A 23,109-nucleotide genomic window follows, 5' to 3' on the forward strand; every position below is an offset into this window, starting at 1 on the left:
TCGTAGGCCGAAGGGCGGGGGTGCCAAGCGGGTGATTCATCAGAAATTCGTCGGAGTTTCCGTGGACCCGGCGGTGACGTTGTTCACCGTGCTCACGGCCGAAAAACCGGCCAGGAATCCGCTGCTGGTCGTCCACGGCGGCCCCGACTGGGACCACTCCTACCTGCGCGACCCGCTCGTCCGGCTCGCCGACCACCATGACCTGATATTTCCGGACCTGCGGGGCTGCGGGCGGTCCACCCGGGGGCTCCCCGACGACCAGTACACGCCCGACGCCGCCACCGCCGACCTCGCCGCCCTCCTCGACGCGCTTGGCGTGACCCGGGCGGACGTGCTCGGCTTCTCCTACGGCGGCCTGATCGCGCAGCGCCTCGCCCTGGCGGCGCCCGGCCGCGTGCGCCGGCTCGTCATCGCCTCCAGCACCGTGCTGCCGGTGCCCGCCGACGCGTTCGACGGCTGGCCGGAACGCGCCCGCCGCACCGCCGCCGAGGCGGCCGTGTGGTCGGAAGCGGACGTGCGGTCCCAGGCGGACGTGCGGTCTCAGGCGGATGTGGCGTCCGACCCGGCGCTGCCGGGGCCCGGGCTGACGAGGGCGGCGGCGTTCGCGGGGGCCGAGGCGGCCGTCTGGCGCGCCGCGTCCCTGCCCGACTACCGCGAGCGCCTTTCCCGCATCCGCTTCTCGGCCGAGTGGCTGCGCCCGTGGCGGGCGGGCACGCTGCCCACCGCCCGCGTCGACGACGCACCGGAACGCCTGGCCGCGCTCGGCCTACCGATCCTGCTGCTGCACGGCCGGCAGGACATGACGTTCCCCGCCGCGCTGGCCGAGCGGGCCGCGCGGCTCATCCCGCACGCCCGCGCCGTGATCCTCGACGAGGCCGGCCACATGGCGCACGTGGACCAGCCGGGCCCGTGGCTGGAGGCCGTGTCCGCCTTTCTCCGGTGAAGGTCAGAACTGACGGCGCCGCACCAGCCACAGGCACAGCCCCACGAGCCCCAGGGTGAGCACGGTGTAGATGCCGCTCTCGTACCACTGCAGCGCCCAGAACCGGCTGGAGGGCTGGAAGGTGACGTCCTGCCGGTAACCCAGCCGGTTGGCCTCGTCGAGGCACAGGTCCCTGCCCTGCTCAGGCGGCCCTTCGACCGGCACACGGGGGCTGCAGGGGCCCGAGTCGGTGGCGACGGGGATGACGGCGCCGCCGGGAGGCGGCTCGGCCACGCTGACCAGGCCCGACGGGCCGATGACGCGGCTCGACAGCGTCCAGGCGCCGGGGTCCCCCGGCACCCGGCCGTCCGCGACCACGACCACGGCCCCGTCCGGGCCGCGCATGAGCTGGTCCACGTTCGCGGGCGAGAGCGCGAACGTGCCGTGCACCGGCGCGAGCAGGTGCGGCCTGACCAGGAGCGGCATGCCGATCTGGACGGCGGTGAAGAGCACCAGCGTGACGGCCATGGCGGGCAGGGGACGGCGGACGAGCAACCCCACGGTGACCCCGAGGGCGAACGCGAAGGCCGCGTACCCGATGGGGGCGACGCCGCGCCCGGCGAACACCAGCGGCCCCATCAGCGGGAAGCCCACCGCGGCGCGGTCGAGCGCGGTGGCCCACCAGCTAGCCAGGAGGCCGCCCAGCCCGCCGGTCACGGCGGCCGCCGCGCCGACGAGCGCGAGCTTGACGGCCAGCCAGCGGGTACGGGTGATGCTCTGGCTCCACACCAGCAGGTGCGTGCCCGCCTCCAGCTCCCGCGTGACCAGCGGCGCCCCCCAGAAGATCCCGACGAGGGCGGGCAGGAGGAGGGCGACGGCGGTGACGCCGACGAACGGGGTCTGGTGGTCGTCGAAGAACCGGTCGAGGAACCGCTCGCACGTGCCGCCCTGCCCACAGAGGGCGAGGCCGCGTTCGTACTGGTCGAGCAGGCTCGTGCGGCCGGCGGCGAGGAACGCGGCGAGCACGCCGAGCGCGGCGGCCGTCATGAGGGCGGCGGCCCGGAACTGCCGCCACGCCAGCCAGATCACCGCAGCACCGCCAGCGCGGGCCGGGCAGCGGGGACCGGCGCGGGGGCGGGGGCGGCCTGCTCCATGTAGGCCAGGACGAGGTCCTCCATGGTGAGCCGGCCGACCGACCAGGCCGGGTCGAGGATCGGCCCGGCGGTGCGGACGATCAGCGTGCTCTGCCGGTCGGTGTGGCGGGCGGAGACGACGTGCTGGTCCGCGGGCAGGCGGCCGGGGTCGCGGCGCGGGCCCGTCAACCGGTGGTGGGTGGCCAGCAGCTCGTCGACCTCGCCCGCGAGACGCACCCGCGAGTCGGTGAGCACGATCAGGTGGTCGCAGGTGCGTTCGAGGTCGGAGACGAGGTGCGAGGAGAGCAGCACGCTCAGCTCGTGCTCGGCGGTGGCCTCCATGAGGCCGCGCAGGAAGTCGCGGCGGGCCAGCGGGTCGAGCGCGGCGACCGGCTCGTCCAGGATCAGCAGCTCCGGCCGCTTGGCCAGGCCGAGGGTGAGGGCGAGCTGGGCGCGCTCGCCGCCCGACAACCGGCCCGCCTTGCGGCCGGGGTCGAGGCCGAGCCGCTCGATCCGCTCGCGGGCCAGCGCCGAATCCCAGCGGGGGTTGAGCCGGGCGCCGAGCCGCAGGTGGTCGGCCACGGTCAGGCCCGCGTAGGTGGGGGTGTCCTGGGCGACGAAGCCGATCCTGGACAGCTGCGCCGGGTCGGCGGGCGGGCCGCCGAGCACGGTGACGGTGCCCGACGTCGGGGCGAGCTGGCCGGAGGCGAGCTTCAGCAGCGTGCTCTTGCCCGCGCCGTTGGGCCCGACCAGGCCGACGACGCGCCCCGCCGGGAGGTCGAGCGTGCAGTCACGCAACGCCCAGCGCCGGCCGTACTTCTTGCCCAGGTCCTGGGCCTGTAAGGCAGCGGTCACGCGACGTCCTCCTGAGCCGTGTTCCGGAAGGTGGTCATGAACAGCGCCTCGATGCTCTCCTCGTCGAGCCCGGCGCGGCGGGCCTTGGCCAGCCAGTGCCGCAGCTCCTCGCGCAGCGGGCCGTGCGCGGCGAGCGTGGCGTCGGTCAGCGTCGCCGTCACGAACGTCCCGACGCCGGGCCGGGCGGCGACCAGCTTCTCGTGCTCCAGCTCCCGGTACGCCTTCAGCACCGTGTTGGGGTTGATCGCGAGCTGCGCCACGACCTCCTTGACCGTCGGCAACCGGTCGCCCTCACGCAGCAGGCCCAGCCGCATCGCGTGCCGCACCTGCCGGACGAGCTGCTGGTACGGCGACACGCCCGAGCCGCTGTCCAGATGGAACTCGATCACCGATTTCTCCATTTGACTAGTCTCGTGGTTCTTTCTAGGCCCCCGACCATACGGTGCCGGTAAAGAACCCGCCTCCGTCGCGGGACGGGTGCCCGGTCCGAGCGGTTCAAGTTCCCGCAAACAACCGCCGCACCCGGATTGGCAGCCCGGCGGCGCGGAATGATGCCGGGTTGTGGCGTCCCGTCCCCCCGAGGCACCCGGGGGAGTGATGAGCACCGAGACAGAGACGGCCGCCGCCGCGCGCAAGCTTCCGCTGCCGACCCTGACCGCCATGGTCGTCGGCTCCATGGTGGGCGCGGGCGTCTTCTCGCTGCCGCGCAACTTCGCCCAGGCCACCGGCGTGTGGGGGGCGGTGGTCGCGTGGGTGGTGGCCGGGTTCGGCATGCTCATGCTGGCCTTCGTCTTCCAGCTGCTCGCCGTGCGCAGGCCGGAGCTGAACGCGGGCGTCTACGCCTACGCGAAGGCGGGGTTCGGCGAGTTCCCGGGGTTCCTGTCGGCGTTCGGGTACTGGGCCAGCGCCTGCGTGGGCAACGTGTCGTACTGGGTGCTGATCAAGTCCACGCTCGGCGGGGTCGTGCCCGGCTTCGGGGAGGGGAACACGCTGCTCGCCGTGGGCATCTCGGCGATCGGCGTCTGGGCGTTCCACGCCATGATCATGCGCGGGGTGAAGGAGGCCGCCGCGATCAACAAGATCGTGACGGTGGCGAAGCTCATCCCCATCCTGCTGTTCGTCGTGATCCTCGCGGTGTCGCTGCGCGGCGGCGTGTTCGCCGGCAACCTGTGGGGCGGCGGGCGCAGCTCGGCGGGCGCGCTGTTCGAGCAGGTCAAGGCCACGATGCTGGTGACGGTCTTCGTATTCCTCGGGGTCGAGGGGGCCAGCGTCTACTCCCGCTACGCCCGGCGGCGCCAGGACGTCGGCCGGGCGACGGTGCTGGGCTTCCTCAGCGTGCTCGCGCTGTTCGCCTCGGTCTCGGTGCTCTCGTACGGGGTGCTGCCCCAGCGGGAGCTGGCCGGGATCCGCCAGCCGTCCATGGCCGGGGTGCTGGAGTCGGTGGTCGGGCCGTGGGGGTCGGCCTTCATCGGCGCCGGGCTGATCATCTCGGTGCTGGGCGCGTACCTGGCCTGGACGCTCATGGCGGCCGAGGTGCTGTACGTCGCGGCCAAGGACGACGACATGCCGGCCTTCCTCAAGCGGGACAACGGCCGGGACACGCCGGTGGCCGCGCTGCTGCTGACCAGCGGCCTCATCACCGCCGTGCTGGCGATCACCCTGTTCTCCGACGACGCCTTCGCCTTCACGCTCAAGCTGTGCAGCTCGTTGTCGCTGGTGCCGTACCTGCTGGCGGCCGCGTACGCGCTGAAGATCTCGCGCGTGCCGGAGCGCGGCCGGGACCTGCTGGTGGCGGTGCTCGCGGTCGTCTACACCGCGTTTCTGATCTTCGCGGCGGGGTTGAAGTTCCTGCTGCTGTCCTGCGTCATCTACGCCCCCGGGATGATCCTGTTCGTCCTCACCAGGCGCGAGCGCGGCAGGCCCGCCTTCTCGCCCGGGGAGCTGGTCCTGGCCGCCGTCATCCTGATCGGCGCGGTCGCCGGCGTCGTGGCCCTGGCGACGCGGCTGATCACCATCTGAGTGGAGAGCATCGTGAGCACGAGATTCGGCGTTCACTCCGAGGTCGGCAGGCTGCGGCAGGTGATCGTGCACCGGCCCGAGCTCAGCCTGAAGCGCCTCACTCCGTCGAACAAGGAGGCGTTGCTCTACGACGACGTGCTGTGGGTCAGCCGCGCCCAGATCGAGCACGACGAGTTCGTCCAGGTCATGCGGGAGCGGGGGATCGAGGTGCTCTACCACCAGCGGCTGCTCGCCGAGGCGCTGGACGCGGCGCCCGAGGCCAAGCGGCACGCGGTCGAGCGCATGGTCACGCACCTGACGGTCGGCCCCGCGCTCGTGGACGAGGTCCGCGCGGAGCTGGCCTCCTGGGACGGCGCCACGCTGGCCGCGCACCTGATCGGCGGGCTGACCAAGGAGGAGTTCCTCGACGCGGCGCAGGCGCGCAGGGAAGGCTTCGACGCGCGCTCGCTGGTCACCGCGACGGCGGGCACCGGCTCGTTCATCCTGCCGCCGCTGCCGAACTCGCTCTACCAGCGCGACCCGTCCGCCTGGTTGTACGGGGGAGTCGTGCTGAACCCCCTCTACTACCACGCCCGCCGGCTGGAGACGATCAACCAGAGCATCGTCTACCATTTCCACCCGATGTTCGCGGGCGACGACTTCGCGTACTGGTACCCGCCGATGGGCGACGACGGCGGCTTCGACGAGGAGGACTTCGGCCGGGCCTCGCTGGAGGGCGGCGACATGATGCCGATCGGCAACGGCGCCGTGGCCATCGGCATCAGCGAGCGCACCAGCCCCATCATGATCGAGCACCTGGCCATGGAGCTGTTCGCGGCCGGCGCGGCGACCCGGGTGCTCGCGGTGAACATCCCGCCCAGCCGCTCGTACATGCACCTCGACACCGTGTTCACGCTGCTGGACGCCGACAAGGCCACCGGCTACCCGCCCGTCGTCGACAACGCCGAGGTGTACTCGCTGCGCCCCGGCGACCGGCCGCGCACGGTGGAGGTGCACCGCGAGCCCGGCCTGGCCGCCGCGTTCGCCGACGCGCTCGGCATCGGCACGCTGGACGTCATCCCCACCGGCGGCGACGACCACCAGCGGGCCAGGGAGCAGTGGGACAGCGGCAGCAACTTCGTCGCCCTGGAGCCGGGGGTCGTGGTCGGTTACCACAAGAACGAGTTCACCAACAGGAAGCTGCGCGAGCACGGCGTGGAGGTCGTCGAGATCGAGGGCTTCGAGCTGGGCAAGGGCAGGGGCGGCGGGCACTGCATGACCTGCCCGATCCTGCGGGACCCGCTCTAGCGCAGGAAGGGGCGCAGCAGGGCCAGCAGCTCCTTGGGCCGGTGCAGCGGGATGATGTGGCCGCAGCCCTCGATGACGTGGCCGGTGAGGTCGTCGGCGATCGGGCGGAGCTGCCGCTCCAGTGCCGTGCCGACGGGGTGGGCGCCCACCGCCATCGCCGGCACCGTCAGGCGGGCGGCGGCGACGGCCTCGGCGATCTGGGCCGCGCTCTCCGGCAGCGCCCGGTAGTACGAGAACGCGCAGCGCAGCGCCTCCTTGCCGGTGTAGGCGGCGGTGAAGGCGTCCCGCAGGGCCGGGCGGATGCCGTCGCCGAGGGTGCCGGACTGCAGGAACCAGTCCACGTACGCGCTCTCGTGGCCCTCCAGGACCGTCTCGGCCAGGCCGGGGACGGCGTGGAAGCCGAACCACCAGGGCGGGCCGCCGGCGAGGAAGCTCTCGCCGCCGGGCAGCCGGCCCAGCAGGGACTCCATCACGACGAGCCGCCGCACCAGGCCGGGGTGCCGCATGGCGAGCAGGAACGCGGGCGGTGTGCCCGCGTCGATGCCCACCACGGCGGCCGGCCCGACGCCGAGGGCGGCGAGCAGGGCCGCGGCGTCCTCGGCCAGGGTGCCGGCGTCGTAGCCGGTCGCCGCCCGGCTGCTCGCGCCGAACCCGCGCATATCCGGGGCGATGACCCGGTGCCGGTCGGACAGGCCGGCCATGACGTCCGTCCACAGCTCCCACGTGTGCGGGAAGCCGTGCAGCAGCAGGAGGGCCGGGCCTGAGCCGGCCAGGGCGACGTTGAGCTCGATGCCGTTCACGGGGACACGGCGCAGCTCGGGCATGGGAAGCTCCAGGTGGAAGGTAGTAACCGAAGGTGACAAGCTCACGGTAGTCAACTAGCGTGAGCGCACCAAGACGGCACTTTCCCCTCAGGTGGTGAGCTCCAGGTGACCAGTAGCGGTGCGGCGCGGCGCGGAGACGTGTTCGACCCGGGGTGCCCGACCCGGCGGCTGCTCGACCGGGTCGGCACCAAGTGGACCTCGATGGCGGTCAAGGTGCTCGCGGAGGCGGCGCCGGGCGAGGTCCGGTTCGGGGAGCTGCGCCGGCGCATGCCCGGCATCTCCCAGAAGATGCTCTCTGTGACCCTGCAGAGCCTCGTCCGCGACGGCCTGGTGGCCCGCCGCGTCGAGCCCACGGTGCCGCCCTGCGTGCACTACCGCCTCACCGAGCTCGGCCTGTCGCTCGAAGTGCCGCTCGCCGCGCTGCGGGCCTGGGCCGAGGAGCACATGGCGGAGGTCGAGCGCAACCACCTTCAGGCCGCCGGGCAGGGCGGGAACAACGGCCGGGTGCCGGTCGAGTAGGCCGCCGGGTCGGTGAAGCGGCAGCCGTAATGGGGGTCGGCCACGGTGGCGGGGCGGCTCACGTCGTCGCCCTGGGGCCGCTTGCCGGTGCGCTGCCAGCGTACGAGGTCGTCCCAGGCGGCGCCGGCCTCGGCCGGGCTGAACTCGCAGTGCCCCACCGCCCGGATCGCCCGCTGCACCAGCAGCCCGGAGCGGCCGTTCCTGGCCACGTCGGCCCGGTAGTACTGCTCCATCGAGAACGGCACGAAGTTGTCGCCCAGGTCGTGCAGCGACAGCACGGGCACGGTGATCCTGCCGGTGACGGCGGGCACCTCCGTCAGCCGCCCCGTCCAGCGCGCGGCCGGGTCGGCGGGGTCGACGCGCTGCACGCTCGCGTTGACGTCCACCGGCGCCGACGGGCGGTAGACGGTGCCGCGGTTGGTGGCCACCCGTCCGGGCTCCTGCGCGAGCGGGCCGCCCTCGTCCGGCCCTGCCAGCCCGAACAGGAAGTCCTGCCAGTACGCGAACGCCGCCGACGCCCCCGGCCGCGGGCCGCCGCCGAGGTTGACGACGATGTCGCGGAACTGCCGGCCCAGCTCGTTGGCGGGCTCGGCCCCGCCGGTCAGGCCCAGCCGCTCCTTGATCTCCGGGACGACCGAGGTCGCGTAGTCCGCCGGGATCGGGTACGCGGGCATGTCGGCCAGGTCCTGGGCGACGAGCTGGAAGTCGAGGAAGAAGTCGACCAGCTCATGGTCGCCGAGCACCCCGCACATCGGCAGCGCGGCGTCGTACACGCCGGGGAACTGCTCGATGGAGCGTACGGTGACGTGCCCGCCCATGGACACCCCGGCGAGGAACGTGCGGCGCGGCCGGCCCACCTCGCGCGTGAAGCGCGAGACGAGGGCGCGGGTGCTGAGCACGCCCGCCCGCACGTCGTAGCCGTTGGCGTAGTAGGAGGAGGCGGCCCAGGCGTAGCCCTGCTCCAGCAGCCGCTGCCGCAGGCCGTAGCCGGGCGGCTCGACGGTGAGCACCGTGGTGTCGCCGCGGTAGCCGTGCGCCCACATGACCAGCTCGCCGTTCCAGCGCGGCGGCACCTCGATGTCGAAGGCCGCGTGCTCGTGCACGCCTTGCAGGACCCGGCTGGGCCGGCCGCCGACGGTGGACGGGGCCAGGGGCGGGTTGTCGATCGTGTAGCCCGGCAGCGGCTGGTCGTCGGGGGTCGCTCCCGCGGCGGGCGTGGCGGGTAACGCGCACAGCACGGCGGCGAGAACGACCGAAAGGAGGGTGCGCATCGGTCGTCACCTTTCTTCCGAGGGGCTTTCGAGGGGCTTCCGAGGGGGCTTCCGAGGGGCGCGGCGCCTTCCTCGCTCCTCCCATGAGACACCAGAGGCCCCCACGGCTCCAGACCGTGTGAACCGGGTTATCGCCTGAGATCTGTGGGCTTTGACGGGTTGTTTGGGTTTAAGGAGGTAACTGAGAGTATTCGCATGGGTACGTCTGCTTCCGTCTAGGCGTTCACCCGAGCGGGGGGTCGCCGGACTCTGGCCGATCGATCCATGAATGGAAACGAGAGCACGTGAACACTCAAATTCGGCAATCGCGGCCCGGGCGTCGGCTCGCGGCACTAGCTCTGACCGGCGCGGCCGCCGGTGTCATGCTCCTTCCGGGGGTGGCCTGCGCGAGCGCCGGCTTCCCCGCCGTCCAGGCCGGGGGACCGCCGGCCGAGCCCGTCCGGCACGTCACCAAGACCAGGTACGTCCCGAGGGAGAAGCCGGTCCTGCACAACCCGCGCTACCACATGCCGCGGATCGACATCATCGTCCACAACGACAACCACTCGCGCAACGAGCACCGGCGCCACGACAACTTCAAGCACGAGGACGTCAAGGAAGAGCCGGTCAAGGACGACAAGATCGACCACACCCCGGTGAAGGAGGACCACGACCACGACAACGACAAGTGGTGGTGGCCGAACCTGGACTGACGCTCCAGCGGGGACCCGGGGGCCGCTTCCTGTCGGGGAAGGAGGAAGCGGCCCCTTGTCGTGGGCCCGGCGATGTACGTTTCATCGGCCCCGCCGGGCCGCCCCCGCGTAACCGCCGGTCAGGGCCTCGCGGGAGGGCGGCCCAGGCCGCGGACCTGGTTGGGGCGGCGGGCGAGCGGATACCGTCCGATCTTGACGACGCCTCGCCGCTGGAGCCCTGACATGCCAGGAAAACGCTGGGCAGTCCCCGCGCTGCTCGCCTTGTCCCTGCCCCTCCTGACAGCCCCCATGAGCGCCCCGCCGGCCACAGCGGCGACCTCCTCCGCGCAGGCCGCGGCGACCGTGCCGCTGGAGGAGATCAACGCCACCGCCACCCAGGTCGCCTTCGGCTTACGCCGCCCCACCGCGATCGCCGCGCCCGACGACGGGACGAAGCGGCTGTTCATCACCGAGAAGCGCGGCACCGTGCGCGTCTACCACCCCGACACCGGCTTGGCCCAGACGCCGCTCATCGACATCACCGCGTCGGTGGACGAGTCCGGCAACGAGCGCGGCCTGCTCGGCATCGCCCTCGCCCCCGACTTCGCCGGCAGCCAGAACCTCTACCTCGCCTACACCGCCCTGCCCGACGGCGCCGTCACCCTGGCCCGCTACCGGCTCGGCCAGGCGAAGCTCGAACCCCTCCTCTCTCAGGAGCACTCCGAGAACACCAACCACAACGGCGGCCAGCTCACCTTCGGCACCGACGGCATGCTCTACATGAGCATCGGCGACGGCGGCGGCGCGGGGGACCCCTTCGACAGCGGGCAGCGCCTCGACACGCTGCTGGGCAAGATCCTGCGCGTGGACGTGAGCAGGAGCTGCGGCGACCTGGCCTACTGCGTCCCGGCGGACAACCCGTTCACGAAGGTGCAGGGGGCGCGGGGCGAAATCTGGATGTACGGCGGCCGCAACCCCTGGCGCTTCTCCGTGGACCCGGCGGACGGCTCCCTGTGGATCGGCGACGTCGGTCAGGGCAGGTGGGAGGAGGTCGACCACGTCAAGGCCGGGCGGCAGGCGGGCGCGAACCTCGGCTGGTCCTGCTACGAGGGGCTGGAGGTGTTCGACCAGGCGCAGTGCCGCTCCGACGTCACCTACACCAAGCCCGTCTTCACCTACTCGCCGCACACCGGCGGCTGCGCCGTCATCGGCGGGCAGGTCTACCGCGGCAAGCAGTTTGCCGACCTGGTCGGCGGCACCTACATCGCGGCCGACTACTGCTACATGACCACGTGGGCGCTGCGCGAGAACGGCTCGGGCGGCTACACCGCGGCGGAGATCGGCGAGATGCCGACGCAGGTCACCGCGTTCGGCGCGACGCCGGAGGGCGAGTTGTACGTCGTCAACGACCTGCCCGGCGGCCTGCACCGGATCTCGTTCGAGCACGTCCTGCCGACCTGCAAGATCGCCTACACCGCGCGGACGTGGGGCACCGGCCTGACCATGGACCTCACGATCACGAACGTCGGCAGCACGCCCATCAACGGCTGGACGCTCCGCTTCCCGCTGGCGCGGGGCCAGAGCGTCATCTCCGACTGGAACACCGACCTGGTGCAGAACGGCGACATGGTCATCGCCACCAACGCCGGGCACAACGGCTCCATCGCGCCCGGCCAGAGCGTCACCATGGGGTACCTGGCCAGCCACACGGGAGACACCGCCCCGCCGAGCCGGTTCACGCTCAACAAGGACACCTGCGCCGTCGCCCGCTGACCGGCCGGGGCCTCAGCTCTCGCCGGCGGGCAGGGTGAAGAGGCGGACGTGGACGGGCCGGGCGTCCGGCGGCGCCTCGTCCGCCGGGCGGCTGTACCGCAGGAGCAGGGCGATGTACTCCTCGTAGAACGCGTCCAGCTCCTCCCGGGTCATCCGGGCCAGCCCGCGCGAGCCCCTGGCCCAGCCCGGGTCGGCCCGGTAGGCGGCGGGGAAGCGCTCGAACAGGGCGCGGTCCTCCTCGTAGCCGACCCGGTGGAACTCCTCCAGCACCGCCCGGTCCTCCGGCGCGACCTGGTCGGGGGTGGGCAGCCGCAGGTCGCGGGGCACCTTGGCGCGCCGCCACCAGCGCTCCCGGCCCGTGGAGCGCTCGGGGATCTCCTCGATGAAGCCGTACTTCTCGAGCTGGCGCAGGTGGTAGCTGGTCGTGCCGGTCTTGGCGCCGAGCAGCTCACCGAGGGTGGTGGAGGTCGCGGGGCCGTGCACGTTGAGGTGGGTCAGCATCGCGCGGCGCATCGGATGCGCCAGCGCCTTGAGCCGGTCAGGGTCGTCGAGCAGGTACGGCTCGTCATCCTTCATGAGGAGCAGGCTAGTACTCCAGAACGATATCTGCAGATATTCCTTTGCCGAGAGTTCTCTGCAGACTAGTCTCGGCAACGTGATGAAGCTGTTGGCGGCGATCCTCGCCGTGCTGTTCGCCTTACCGCTCCCCGCCGGCGCCACCGCGCCGCCAGGGCTGCCGGCCGACCTGACGTCCACCGAAGTGAGCTTCCGCGGCGAGGGCGGCCTGGAGCTGCACGGCAGCGTGATCAGCCCCGCGAAAGCCCGCGCCGGGCGGCCCGGAGTCGTGCTGGTGCACGGCGCCGGCACCGGCACCCCCAGGGAGAAGCTGCTGGCCGAGGCCGTGGGGATCGCCCGCCAGGGCCTGTCCGTGCTCATCTACGACAAGCGCTCCCAGGGCTACTCGACCACCGTGCGGTCCTACCCGCAGCTCGCCGAGGACGCGCTCGGCGCCGTCGCCACGCTGCGGCGCCAGCCCGGCGTCGACCCCGCCAAGGTCGGGATCTGGGGGCTCAGCGAGGGCGGCTGGGTCGCGCCGCTCGCCGCCACCCGCCCCTCCTCGGGCATCGCCTTCGTCATCGTCGTCGGCGCCAACGCGCTCAGCCCGCTGCGGCAGCAGGCCTGGGCCGTGGCGGCCGGGCTGCGCAAGGCGGGCGCGGGCGGGTCGCTGGTCGGGCGGGCCGAGCCGAACCTGTACCGGGTGATCGCCGACGGCGGCCTGTTCCCCGAGCCGTACCACGACCCGGAGCCGGTCCTCGCGCGGGTGCGGCAGCCCGTGCTCGCCATCTGGGGCGTGCACGACCTGCTGACGCCGCCCAGGGAGACGCCGCCCCTCTTCGCCGACGCCCTGGAGGCGGGCGGCAACCGCCGCTACACCTTCCGCTTCTTCCCCCAGGCCGACCACGCCGCCCACCTGACCCCCGACGGCGGCGTCACCCGGCTGCCCGAGCTGGCCCCCGGCTACGCCGAGCTGGTCGGGACATGGGTGAGCGAGGCCACCTCGGGGCGGGCCCCCGTGGCGCAGGTCTCCGGGCCGGCCCCGGTGCAGGCCGTCGACTCCTTCGGGGTGCCGCCCACCGCGTGGTGGGAGTCGGCCGCTATGCAGGTCGTGGCGCTGGTGCTGCTCCTGGTGGCGTTCGGCGGTTACCCGGTGGTGGCCCTCGTCCGGCGGGTCCGGCGGCGCGACGCGGGCGTGCCATCTGTGGCGGCGCGGGTGGTCAGCGCGGGCGGGCTGGCGGCGATCCTGGGCGGGTTCGCGTACCTGTTCTACGTGATCATGACCGGCGGGAAGCTGGCCGCGCCCGGCCCCATGCTGGGCGACCGGCCCGTGCTCTGGCTCGCCCTCCAGGCGGTCGCCGTCGCGACCGTCGCCGCCACCGCGATCACGGTGGCGACGTGGCGGCGCGCGGGCACGCGGGGCGAGCGGGTGCGGCTGGGGCTGCTCATCGCGGGCGGCGCGGTGTTCGTGCCCTGGGCGCTGTACTGGGGACTGCTGCTGCCTTGAGCGTGGGTGAGGGGCGCGGGGCGGCTGCCTCAGGCGTAGCTGAGGGCGGCGGGGCGGGAGCGGGAGCGGAACGTGCGGCGGTAGGTGTCCGGGGGCACGCCGACCGTGCGGTTGAAGTTGCGGCGCAACGTCGTGGCGGTGCCCATGCCGGTGGCCGAGGCGATGGCGTCGACGCTGTCGTCCGTGGTCTCCAGCAGCTGCTGGGCGTGGCGGATCCGCTGGATCAGCAGCCACTGGAGCGGGGTGGTGCCGGTGACCGAGCGGAAGTGGCGGCCCAGGTTGCGGGCGCTCATCCGCGCCTGGCGGGCCAGGTCCTCCACGGTCAGCGGCTGGTCCAGCCGCTCCATCACCCAGGGGAACAGCTCCGCCAGCGGATGGTTGTCGGGGGCGGGCACCGGCGTCGTGACGAACTGGGACTGGCCGCCGTCCCGATGCGGCGGCACCACCAGGCGGCGGGCGACCGCGTTGGTGACCGAGGAGCCGTGGTCGAGGCGGACCAGGTGCAGGCACAGGTCCATGGCCGCGGCCTTGCCCGCCGAGGTCAGCACGTCGCCGTTGTCCACGTACAGGACGTCCGGGTCCACCTCCACCTCGGGGAAGCGGGTGGCCAGCTCCCTCGTGTGCGCCCAGTGCGTGGTGGCCCGCTTGCCGTCCAGCAGGCCCGCCTCGGCCAGCACGAACGCGCCCGTGCACAGGGACGCCACGCGGGCGCCCGCCTCGTGGGCCGCGCGCACCGCCGCGACCAGCTCGGCCGGCGGGCTCACGTCCACGTCCGCCCAGCCGGGGACGATCACCGTGTCGGCCTCGCGCAGGTGGTCGAGGCCGTGGTCGGGCTCCAGCAGGAACCGGCCGGCCCGCACCGCGCCCGGCCCGCAGACCACGAAGTCGTACCAGGGATCGGCCAGGTGCGTCAGGTCGGCCCCGAACACCTCGTACGCCAGGGACAGCTCGAAATGCAGCATTCCGTCGGTGACGGCCAGCGCGACTGTGTGCATGTCCGGAATTGTATGGGTGATGGCGTTCCGGACACTCGTGCGGGGGATGCGCCGTTGCCAGGATGGTCACGTCAGATCGCGGCAGATCAGGTGAGCACGGGGAGAGACCCATGGGAGCAGGGCAGATGGTGGCGGTGTTCGGGGCGTACGGGCACACCGGGCGGTTCGTGGTGGCGCGGCTCCTCGAGCGCGGGTTCGTCCCCGTCCTGTCCGGGCGGGACGCCGGGAAGCTGAAGGAGCAGGCGTACGAGAGCGGGCTGGAGGCCCGCCCCGCGACCGTGGACGACCCGGCCGCGCTGGACCGCGCGCTGGCCGGCACCGCGGCCGTGATCAACTGCGCCGGGCCCTTCGCCACGACCGGCGCCCCCGTCATCGAGGCGGCGCTGCGCGCCGGGATCCCGTACGTGGACGTGGCCGCCGAGATCGAGGCCAACGTCGACACGTTCACGCAGTTCGTCGAGCGCGCCCGTGAGCAGGGCGCGGTGGTCGTCCCCGCCATGGCCTTCTACGGCGGGCTCGGCGACCTGCTGGTCACCGCCGCGATGGGCGACTGGACGGCGGCCGACGAGGCGCACATCGCGTACGGGCTGAGCGACTGGCACCCCACCGCCGGCACCCGCGCCGCCGGCGCGATCTCCCGCCGGCGGCGGGAAGGGCGGCGCGTCCGGTACGCCGGCGGCCGGCTGGAGTACCGCGACGACCAGTCCCCGACGCTGGAGTGGCCCTTCCCCGAGCCGATGGGGCCCAGGGCCGTCATCGGGGAGTTCTCGATGGCCGACATCGTCACCGTGCCGAGCCACCTGGCCATCCCCGAGGTGCGCACGTACATGACGGTCGAGGCGGCCAAGGACGTCGTGGCCCCCGACACGCCGGCGCCGGCCCCGGCCGACGAGAAGGGGCGCTCCGCGCAGACGTTCCTCGTGGACGTCGTCGTCCGCGCGGGCGGCGGCGAGCGGCGGGCCGTGGCCACCGGCCAGGACATCTACGCCATCACGGCGCCGATCGTGGTGGAGGCGGTGGAGCGCATCCTCACGGGGCGGACCAGGGCGGCCGGCGTCGTCTCCGCCGGCGAGATCTTCGACGCGCCCGACTTCCTGCGCGCGCTGTCCCCCCACCTCACGGTGGACCTGCACGGGTGAGCGGGCCCGGGACGGGCGGCTCGGCGGCGTGGCCCCCGCTCAGGTGGCGGCCCCCGCTCAGGTGGCGGCCTTCGAGCCGAACGCGCGCCGGTAGCCGGCCGGGCTCACGCCGGTCATCCGCTTGAACCGGTCGCGGAAGGCGGTCGGTGAGCCGAAGCCGACCTGGGCGCCGATGCGCTCGACCGGCTGCCGGGTGGTCTCCAGGAGGTGCTGCGCCTGCCGGATGCGCGCCCGATGCAGCCAGCGTAGCGGCGTGGTGCCGGTCTGCTCGCGGAAGCGGCGGATCAGCGTGCGCGTGCTCATGCCGGCCTGCGCGGAGATGTCGTCGAGCGTGAGAGGCCCGGCGAGGTTGTCCTGCAACCAGCCGAGCAGCGGCTCCAGCTCCGAGCCCCGCGGCACCACCGGGTGGTCGTGCACGATGAACTGGGCCTGCCCGCCCTCCCGTTCGAGCGGCATCACCGACAGGCGGGCTGCGTCGGCGGCGACGGCCGAGCCGTGGTCGCGGCGGATCAGGTGCAGGCACAGGTCGAGCCCGGCGGCGGCGCCGGCCGAGGTGAGGAACTGGCCGTTGTCCACGTACAGGACGTCGGGGGCGACCTCCAGCTCGGGATAGGCGGCGGCCAGCCGCTCGGCCAGGACCCAGTGGGTGGTCACCCGCAGCCCGTCCAGCAGCCCGGTGGCGGCCAGCGGGAACGCGCCCGAGCAGATGGAGGCGATCCGGGCGCCGTGCGCCGCCGCCGCCCGCAGCGCGTCGCGGACGCCGCCGGGCAGCGGCGCGAACGGGTCGGAGACGCCCGGCACGATGACCGTGTCCGCCGCCCTGAGCTCGTCCAGCCCGCCCGGCACGCGCACCATGAACGCGCCCGCGTCCACCTCGGGCCGCTCCCCGCACACCCGCACCCGGTAGGCGGGGTGACCGCCGGGCAGCCGCGTGCGGGTGAACGTCTCGATCGGCACGGAGAGGTCGAACGGGATCACCTGGTCGAGCGCGAGGACGGCGACGGTGTGCATGGCCGCAACCTACCGGGCCGGTCTGCCGCCCTCAGCCCATGGTCACCGTCAGGTCGAAGGCGCCCTGGTGCGGGATGCGCAGGGCGTGGAAGCGGCGGCTGCCGTCGCGGAAGTACCGCACGGTGCCCGCCGCGAGCGTCGCCTCCAGGGGCGTGCCCCAGCGGAAGCGGATCGTGGTGCGGCCCCTGCGCACGTCGAACCCGTCGGCGGTGGCGGTGGTGGCGCCGCCGAACGCGGCCCGCGTCCCGTCGGTGAAGGTGAGGACGTCCGACGGGTGCAGGACGAGCGGGATCTGCTCGGTGGCGGCGGCGCTCGCCGTGACCGTGCGCCGGACCGTGCGGCGGGTGACCAGGACGTCGGTGGTGACGTTCGCGTTGCCGTACCGGATGCCGAGGGCGGCGGGCGCCCGGCCGCCGGTCCACTGCCTGCCGCCGGAGGGGGCGCCGTGGAAGTAGGCGGCGGGCAGCGAGCCGTTCGCGTCGGGCACCTGGCCGGGGAAGACGGTGGCCCAGCAGGCGTGGTTGTTGTCGTTGAGCCCGCACACGACGGTGCCGGCCTCGGGGTGCCACAGGAAGGTCAGGCCGGTGCGGGCGCGGGAGGCGCGGGCGCCGAAGTAGCCGCCCAGGTAGAGGCCGGGCTTGCGGACGTACAGGAAGTCCTGGCCGTTGTCGCGGCGCAGCTCGGCGAAGTCGGAGGAGCGCAGGTAGGGCAGGTCGGCGATGGCGGCGGCGCGCTGCCGCCGGCTGGGCAGGCGCTCGTCGTACAGGGCGTGGGTGAGGATGCGCGGCGAGGTGTCCTGCTTGGCGAGCGGGGTGACCGGGTCGGGGGAGGCGGCCCAGGCGGCGCGGGCCTCGGCCAGGTCCTCGCGGGCGGTCATGAACGCCGACAGCAGCGGCACCTGGCGGGTGAACGTCCAGTTGAGCGCGGTCCGGTCGGGGTCGGGCCGGACCTCGTCGTACCAGCGGGTGCTGGTGCGGGTGGACGGCGCGACGTTGACGAGGTAGCCGGCGCCGTCCGGCTCGCGCAGCAGGTTGTAGGACAGGAAGCCGGTGAACGCGCGCGCCATGTCCACCAGGTGCGGGTCGGGGCTCTGGTGGTGGGCGTCGGCCAGCTCGGGGAGCATGACCTCGAAGTTGTAGTTCATGTCGTGGCCGCCCTCCTCGTTGAAGAAGCCGGCCGTGCTCAGGCCCGTCGCGGCGATCCTGGCGAACGCCTCCGTCAGGCGCGCGGACAGCGCGGGGTCGGGGTCGAGCCTGAGCGCGAGCGCCGCTCCGGCCAGGCCCGCGCTGGTCTGGTTGGCCCAGGTGAGACGCTCCTGCCAGACGGTACGGTTGCCGCCGTCCAGGAACCACGTCATGGCCGTCCGCAACGCGGCGCTGATCTGCGCCTGCCGCGCGGGCAGCGCCCCGGTGGCACGCAGGATGCGCAGCGTCTTGGCCAGGTAGCCGATGCCGAACCCGGTGGGCGCCAGGCCGTGCTGGTCGCGGCTGTACTCGGGGAAGGAGCCGTCGGCGTGCTGGAGCGACAGGTAGTGGCCGAGCGCCGCGTCCAGCGCGGCCAGCAGGCCCGCGTCGCCGGCGTACGGGTTCCACGGGCGGGCGCTGGCGTGGAACCAGGCCAGCGTGAACACGTGCTCCTGCACCCGGGCGTTGTACGGCGCCGCCGGGCTGCGCCACCAGCCGCCCGCGAAGAAGCCGCTGTCGTCCATGTCGTTCACCATCGGCGCGAGCGTGGCCAGGTAGGGCGCGAAGCGCTGCTCGTGGGGGGCGAACAGCCGGCGGTCGGGCGTGCCGGCGGGCAGCGGCGCCAGATCGGGCACGGCGGCGGCGGAGGAGGCGGAGGCGGTGGCGGGCAGGAGCACGGGGGCGGCGGCGGGGAGCAGGGCGGCGGCGCGCAGCAGGGAGCGCCGGGAAAGGTGGGGGGTGTGCATGGTCAGCCTTTCAGACCGGTGTGCGCGAGCCCCTCGATGAACTGCCGCTGAGCCAGCACGAAGACGACCAGGATGGGCAGGGCGGTCATCGTCGCGGCGGACAGCTGCACGTTCCACAGGGGCGAGCCGTAGGCGTCCACGAACTGGGTGAGCGCCTGCGGCAGGGTGAACTTCGACGGGGTGGACAGGAACACGATGGGTTCGAGGTAGAGGTTCCAGGAGTGCAGGAAGGTGAAGATGGCGACCGCGCCGAGCGCGGGCCTGGCCAGCGGCAGCGCCACCTTGCGGAAGGTGCCGAAGCGGCCGAGGCCGTCCACCCTGGCGGCCTCCTCCAGCTCGCCGGGCAGCGTGATGAAGAACTGCCGCATGATGAACGTGGCCAGCACGCCGGGCGCGCCCAGGATCGGCACGAGGATCAGCGGCCAGTGCGTGTCGGTCAGCCCCGCCGCGTGGAACATCTGGAACAGCGGCACGATCGTCACCTCACTGGGGATCAGCAGGCCGACGAGCACGACGAGGAACAGCAGGTTCTGGCCGGGGAAGCGGACGCGGGCGAAGGCGTAGCCCGCCATCGCGGCCACCGCCATCGTGCCGACAGTGACGACCGCCGCGATGTAGAGGCTGTTGAGGTACTGCTGGCCGAACGGCTGCAGCTCGAAGACCCGGCCGTAGGTGGAGAAGTCAAACCTGGAAGGCACCAGCGCGGGCGGGAAGGCGAAGATGTCGCTGATCGGCTTCACCGACGAGGTGACCATCCACCAGGTGGGGAACACGAACGGCACGCACAACACGCACAGCAGCGCGTACAGCGCGAGCTTGACCCTACGACTCATGGAAGACCCACTTCCGGCGCAGCCACCACTGCAGCAGCGTCAGCGCCGCGACGATCAGGAACAGCAGGACCGACAGGGTGGCGCCGTAGCCGAGGTGCCGGAACTGGAAGGCCTGCTGGTACAGGTAGTAGACGAGGACGGTGGTCGACAGGCCGGGCCCGCCCTGGGTGAGCACCGCGATCTGGGCGAACACCTGCAGCGACCCGACCACCGTGATGATCGAGGTGAGCAGGATGGTGGGGCTGATCTGCGGCACCGTGATGCGGGCGAACCTGGTCCACGCGCCGGCGCCGTCGAGCTGGGCGGCCTCGTAGAGCTGGCGCGGCACGCCCTGGAGCGCCGCCAGGAACAGCACCATGTTCAGGCCCACGTTCTTGACGACCTGCACCACGACCACCGACAGCAGGGCGGTCGCATCGCCGCGCAGCCAGTTGGGGCCCTCGACGCCGGCCAGGCCGAGCAGGCCGTTGACGCCGCCGTCCTGCTGGAGCAGGAACTGCCAGACGATGGTCCAGGCGACCAGCGACACCAGCACCGGCGAGAAGAACAGCGTGCGGAAGAGCGTGGTGCCGCGCAGCCGCTGGTCGAGCAGGATCGCGAGGACGAGGGCGAGCGTGAGGTTGAGCACGACCAGGCCGGCCGAGAAGAGCGCGGTGCTGGTCAGCACCTGTCCCATGTTCGGGTCGGCGAGCAGCTTGGCGTAGTTCTCGCCGCCGACGTACTCGAACGTGCCCGCCAGCACGTTCCACTCCTGGAGGCTGTAGAACACGACCAGGCCGAGCGGCAGCAGCACGAACAGCACGCTGCCCGCGAGCTGCGGCGAGATCATCAGGTAGCCGACGAGGGCGTCACGCCGGGGGATGGTCCAGAAGGGGCGGGGCCGGGCGGCGGCGCGCACGGCCACCCGGTCCCCGAGGTCGGTCGCCGTCACGTCATCCGCCCAGCAGCGGCTGGATCTTCGCGCACACGCCGTCCAGCACCGCCTTGACGTCCGCGTCCGGCTTCCACAGCGGGTCGAGCGCGGCCCTCGCGGTCTGGGCCAGCTCGGCCTGGCCGGTGTGGCTCGGCTTGACGACGCCCTTCTCGATGCCGTCGATCACCACTTCCTGGAGCTGGTCGCCGTTCAGCATGGGGCTGGTCTTGGCCATGGTGGCGGCGGTCAGCAGCGAGCTGCGCGCGGGCGGGAAGTAGGCGGCGAGCTTGGCGGAGTTCGCGGCGTTGGCGAAGTAGGCGAGGAAGTCGGTGGCCTGCTCGGCGCGCGGCGACTTCTTCAGCACGCCGATGCCGGCCTGGCCGATGACCGCGTACGGGCCCTTCGGCCCGGCGGGCAGCGGCACCAGGTCCCACTTGAACGTGGCGTCCTCCAGCATCGCGGCGCGGGAGATCTGCGCGACGGCCATCGCGGTGTCGCCGGAGAAGAAGTCGACGGCGGTGCCGGGGCCCGGCATCGACTTGTCGGTGAAGATCGCCTTGTGCAGGAACGTCATCGCCTCGACCATCTCGGGCGCGTTGAACTGGCACGTGCCGCCGTCGTCGCTCCACGCCTTGGCGCCCCAGCCCTGCCAGACGGTGGCGAGGTTGTCCCACGCCTTGTAGTCGAAGTTGAGGATCGTCAGGCCGTTCCTGCCCTTCGCCGCGACCGCCTTGTTGATCGCGTTGGCGTGCTCCCAGTCCCACTGGCCGGCCTTCATCAGCTCCCGCGGCGCCTTCTGGCCCGCGGCCTTGACCAGGTCGGTGTTGACGAAGACGCCGAAGGGCGAGGTGGAGAACGGGTAGGCGTACAGCTCGCCGCCCTGCTCCCACAGGCGGGTGGCGGACGGGACCAGCTCGCCCGCGTTCTCGATCTTGCTTTTCAGCGGGACGAGGGCGCCGGAGCCGACGAAGTCGGGGGCCGAGTTCTCCATGATCCACGCCAGGTCGGGGGCGTTGCCGCCGGCGATCTGCGTGGTCAGCGTGGTCGTGTAGTTCTCGAACGGGATCGGGTCGAAGGTGATCTCGCCCACCTGCGGGTGGGACTTGCGGTACTCGGCGGCGATCTCCTTGAACAGCTTCAGATGGGCCTCGTTCGAGGTCCAGATCGACATGCGCAGCGGCTGCGGGCCCTGCGCGGCGCCCGTGTCCCGCGCGCCGCCGCCGCACGCGGAGACCGCGAGCAGGGCGGCCAGCGTCAATGCCGCCAGGGGTGCTTTCATGGGGGTTCTCCTTCTGGCATCAGTAGCCGGTGACGTCCGGCCAGCGCAGCTCCACGCCGTCCCGGACCAGCCGGTGCTGGAAGTCGGCCAGGAGCCGCTCGTCCGCCCGCACGGCGTGCGGCGTCGTGGCGCGCTCCAGGCAGAAGGCGGCGAGCGCGCCGGCCGCCTCGCCGGCGTTCCACTCCACCGGGTGCAGGCGGTAGGCGCCGTTGGTGATGTGGGTGGTGCCGATGTTCTTGCAGGCCGGCAGCAGGTTGGTCATCCGCTGCGGGATCAGCGCCCCGAGCGGGATCTCGAACGGGGAGCAGGCGACGTCGATGTAGTTGTCGCCGCCGGTCGAAGGGTGCAGGTCGATGCGGTACATGCCCACGCCCACCGAGTCGTGGTAGCTGACGGCGCCCTTGTCGCCGCGCACCGCCACCGACAGGTCCTGCTCGGTGACGGTCGTCAGGGCCCGGATCCGCCGGGACTCGCGGATGTAGGGGGCCTGGGCGAGCCCGTCGGCGCCGCCGGTGACGTCGCCGCGCAGCCGCAGACCCGGGTAGCCGGTGCCGCCGTCGTGGCGCGGCGCCTCCGTCTGCAGCCAGTACAGCACCGACTTCGACAGCTCGCGGGCCCTCGCCAGGTGCAGGTCAGGGTCCGGTACGTCGATGACCGGCCCCTCCAGGTAGTCGATCATCGGCCAGTTGACGAGCGTGATGTCGCTCTCGTAGGCGCCGGGCACGAAGTTCTCCCGGGCGGCGATCCTGCGGAACGTCCACAGGTTGCCGTCGCCCGGGTTGACCCGCTGGTCGGCCTCCACGAGGCGGGGGTCGTCGCCCGGGTTCGGGGTGAAGGAACGCTCCACGATCTCCAGCGTCCGCGGGCTCGGGCAGCGCCACGACAGCAGCCGGTCCCCCCAGAACGGCGGCTGGTACTCCCGCCAGAAGTCGTACGAGGCGGGCTTGTCGATCGTGTGGTCGCCGTCCACGTGGTCGATCGCGAAGCACACCGACACGGCCTGCATGTTCATCGGCTGCGCCGTCGCCGGAGCGCTCGGCTCGCCGGTCTCCTCCTGCGACTCGAAGCCGGTCACGTACTCGGTGCCGGTCAGGGGTAGCAGCTCGCCGGTCTCGGTGGCGTCCAGCACGTACGGCGCCACGGCGACGATCTCCCCGTCCCCGTCCCCGTCCCCGTCCCCGTCGCGGTGCGCGAGCCGCACGGCCGTGACGCGGTCGCCGTCCACCTCGGCCCCCACCGCCCGGTACGGCTGCAGCACCCGCAGCCGGCCCGACCCCCGGTAGGGGGCGAGCATGGCCTCGATGACCGCGACGGCCACGCGGGGCTCGTGGCACAGCTTGCTGACGTGCCCGGCGCCCGGGTTCAGCTCCCGCCACGCCCGCGCCCGCTCGGTGAGCGGGTAGTGGTCGCGGTAGTAGCGCCGGATGCCGTCGCGCAGCGCCCGGTAGCTCGCCGTGACGCCGAACCGCTCCACCCAGGTGTGCTCGTCCGGCGGCACGGCCTGGCTGGTGAGCTGGCCGCCCAGCCAGTCGTACTCCTCGGTGAGCACCACCGAGCGGCCCGCCCGCAGCAGGGCGAGCGCGGCGGCCACGCCGCCCAGCCCGCCGCCGACGACGAGCGCGTCTGCCGAGATCTCAACCACGTGGGGATTACCTCTCCTCAAGGACCAAGGG

21 protein-coding genes are annotated in these 23,109 nt (G+C 72.8%); 8 read left to right on the top strand and 13 right to left on the bottom strand.

Annotated elements, in window-relative coordinates; all coding sequences use genetic code 11:
• Positions 1-31: 31 nt before the first annotated feature.
• On the top strand, positions 32-943 hold the full coding sequence (locus tag HCN51_RS07825; protein ID WP_346433570.1) for an alpha/beta fold hydrolase: 912 nt from the start codon (positions 32-34) through the stop codon (positions 941-943).
• Between the two features lie 3 nt (positions 944-946).
• On the opposite strand, the gene HCN51_RS07830 is transcribed toward HCN51_RS07825, so the two are convergent.
• The 3 genes from HCN51_RS07830 to HCN51_RS07840 are packed head-to-tail and all read right to left on the bottom strand — an operon-like array spanning position 947 to position 3,299.
• Positions 947-2,011: an ABC transporter permease gene (locus HCN51_RS07830; protein ID WP_168008243.1), complete on the bottom strand. Its 1,065-nt coding sequence runs from the start codon at positions 2,009-2,011 to the stop codon at positions 947-949.
• Entirely contained in the window at positions 2,008-2,910 is a 903-nt protein-coding gene (locus tag HCN51_RS07835; protein WP_168008245.1) for an ATP-binding cassette domain-containing protein, read from the bottom strand. The genes HCN51_RS07830 and HCN51_RS07835 overlap by 4 nt, the downstream gene beginning before the upstream one ends.
• Entirely contained in the window at positions 2,907-3,299 is a 393-nt protein-coding gene (locus HCN51_RS07840) for a GntR family transcriptional regulator (protein ID WP_080047233.1), read from the bottom strand. Before HCN51_RS07840 ends, HCN51_RS07835 begins: the two co-directional genes overlap by 4 nt.
• Positions 3,300-3,507: 208 nt before the next feature.
• Between HCN51_RS07840 and HCN51_RS07845 the strand changes: the two genes are divergently transcribed.
• Positions 3,508-4,929 (top strand): basic amino acid/polyamine antiporter, encoded by a 1,422-nt coding sequence (locus HCN51_RS07845; protein WP_168008247.1) that lies wholly within the window; start codon positions 3,508-3,510, stop codon positions 4,927-4,929.
• Positions 4,930-4,941: 12 nt separating this feature from the next.
• The gene (locus tag HCN51_RS07850) at positions 4,942-6,216 is read left to right on the top strand and encodes an arginine deiminase (protein ID WP_346433571.1); all 1,275 of its coding nucleotides are present in this window, start codon (positions 4,942-4,944) and stop codon (positions 6,214-6,216) included.
• Here HCN51_RS07850 and HCN51_RS07855 read toward each other — a convergent pair.
• A complete protein-coding gene (locus HCN51_RS07855; RefSeq protein WP_168008250.1) occupies positions 6,213-7,040 on the bottom strand; it encodes an alpha/beta fold hydrolase in 828 nt (275 codons plus the stop codon). The two genes, HCN51_RS07850 and HCN51_RS07855, sit on opposite strands and share 4 nt — an antisense overlap.
• A gap of 105 nt (positions 7,041-7,145) precedes the next feature.
• On the opposite strand from HCN51_RS07855, the gene HCN51_RS07860 reads away from it, so the two are divergent.
• Entirely contained in the window at positions 7,146-7,559 is a 414-nt protein-coding gene (locus HCN51_RS07860; protein ID WP_168008252.1) for a winged helix-turn-helix transcriptional regulator, read from the top strand.
• On the opposite strand, the gene HCN51_RS07865 is transcribed toward HCN51_RS07860, so the two are convergent.
• Entirely contained in the window at positions 7,511-8,830 is a 1,320-nt protein-coding gene (locus HCN51_RS07865; RefSeq protein ID WP_168008254.1) for an alpha/beta hydrolase family protein, read from the bottom strand. The genes HCN51_RS07860 and HCN51_RS07865 overlap by 49 nt on opposite strands.
• A 362-nt stretch (positions 8,831-9,192) precedes the next feature.
• On the opposite strand from HCN51_RS07865, the gene HCN51_RS07870 reads away from it, so the two are divergent.
• Positions 9,193-9,522: a hypothetical protein gene (locus HCN51_RS07870; protein WP_168008256.1), complete on the top strand. Its 330-nt coding sequence runs from the start codon at positions 9,193-9,195 to the stop codon at positions 9,520-9,522.
• Between the two features lie 222 nt (positions 9,523-9,744).
• Positions 9,745-11,274, top strand: coding sequence for a PQQ-dependent sugar dehydrogenase (locus HCN51_RS59195; protein ID WP_168008258.1), 1,530 nt, complete (start codon positions 9,745-9,747; stop codon positions 11,272-11,274).
• 12 nt (positions 11,275-11,286) lie between these two features.
• Here the strand turns inward: HCN51_RS59195 and HCN51_RS59200 are convergent, their stop codons facing one another.
• A complete protein-coding gene (locus tag HCN51_RS59200; protein WP_168008260.1) occupies positions 11,287-11,850 on the bottom strand; it encodes an ArsR/SmtB family transcription factor in 564 nt (187 codons plus the stop codon).
• Positions 11,851-11,932: 82 nt separating this feature from the next.
• On the opposite strand from HCN51_RS59200, the gene HCN51_RS07885 reads away from it, so the two are divergent.
• The gene (locus HCN51_RS07885) at positions 11,933-13,336 is read left to right on the top strand and encodes an alpha/beta hydrolase family protein (protein ID WP_168008590.1); all 1,404 of its coding nucleotides are present in this window, start codon (positions 11,933-11,935) and stop codon (positions 13,334-13,336) included.
• A gap of 29 nt (positions 13,337-13,365) precedes the next feature.
• Here HCN51_RS07885 and HCN51_RS07890 read toward each other — a convergent pair whose 3' ends face one another.
• A complete protein-coding gene (locus tag HCN51_RS07890) occupies positions 13,366-14,331 on the bottom strand; it encodes a helix-turn-helix domain-containing protein (protein ID WP_168008262.1) in 966 nt (321 codons plus the stop codon).
• 110 nt (positions 14,332-14,441) lie between these two features.
• On the opposite strand from HCN51_RS07890, the gene HCN51_RS07895 reads away from it, so the two are divergent.
• A complete protein-coding gene (locus HCN51_RS07895; protein ID WP_168008264.1) occupies positions 14,442-15,470 on the top strand; it encodes a saccharopine dehydrogenase family protein in 1,029 nt (342 codons plus the stop codon).
• A gap of 57 nt (positions 15,471-15,527) precedes the next feature.
• Here HCN51_RS07895 and HCN51_RS07900 read toward each other — a convergent pair whose 3' ends face one another.
• Genes HCN51_RS07900 through HCN51_RS07925 form a run of 6 tightly spaced genes read right to left on the bottom strand, consistent with a single transcriptional unit; the run spans position 15,528 to position 23,078 of the window.
• A complete protein-coding gene (locus tag HCN51_RS07900) occupies positions 15,528-16,481 on the bottom strand; it encodes a GlxA family transcriptional regulator (protein ID WP_168008266.1) in 954 nt (317 codons plus the stop codon).
• A 31-nt stretch (positions 16,482-16,512) separates the two neighbouring features.
• Entirely contained in the window at positions 16,513-18,411 is a 1,899-nt protein-coding gene (locus tag HCN51_RS07905) for a hypothetical protein (protein WP_168008268.1), read from the bottom strand.
• 2 nt (positions 18,412-18,413) lie between these two features.
• Positions 18,414-19,244, bottom strand: a complete 831-nt coding sequence (locus HCN51_RS07910; RefSeq protein ID WP_168008270.1) for a carbohydrate ABC transporter permease — start codon at positions 19,242-19,244, stop codon at positions 18,414-18,416.
• Positions 19,234-20,175: an ABC transporter permease subunit gene (locus HCN51_RS07915; RefSeq protein WP_206066702.1), complete on the bottom strand. Its 942-nt coding sequence runs from the start codon at positions 20,173-20,175 to the stop codon at positions 19,234-19,236. Before HCN51_RS07915 ends, HCN51_RS07910 begins: the two co-directional genes overlap by 11 nt.
• A 1-nt stretch (position 20,176) precedes the next feature.
• Entirely contained in the window at positions 20,177-21,436 is a 1,260-nt protein-coding gene (locus HCN51_RS07920; protein ID WP_168008272.1) for an ABC transporter substrate-binding protein, read from the bottom strand.
• 19 nt (positions 21,437-21,455) lie between these two features.
• Entirely contained in the window at positions 21,456-23,078 is a 1,623-nt protein-coding gene (locus HCN51_RS07925) for an FAD-dependent oxidoreductase (RefSeq protein WP_346433572.1), read from the bottom strand.
• Positions 23,079-23,109 lie beyond the last annotated feature (31 nt).

Origin of the sequence: Nonomuraea composti (assembly GCF_012034275.1) — a bacterium.
In the GTDB taxonomy this organism is placed as follows: domain Bacteria; phylum Actinomycetota; class Actinomycetes; order Streptosporangiales; family Streptosporangiaceae; genus Nonomuraea; species Nonomuraea composti.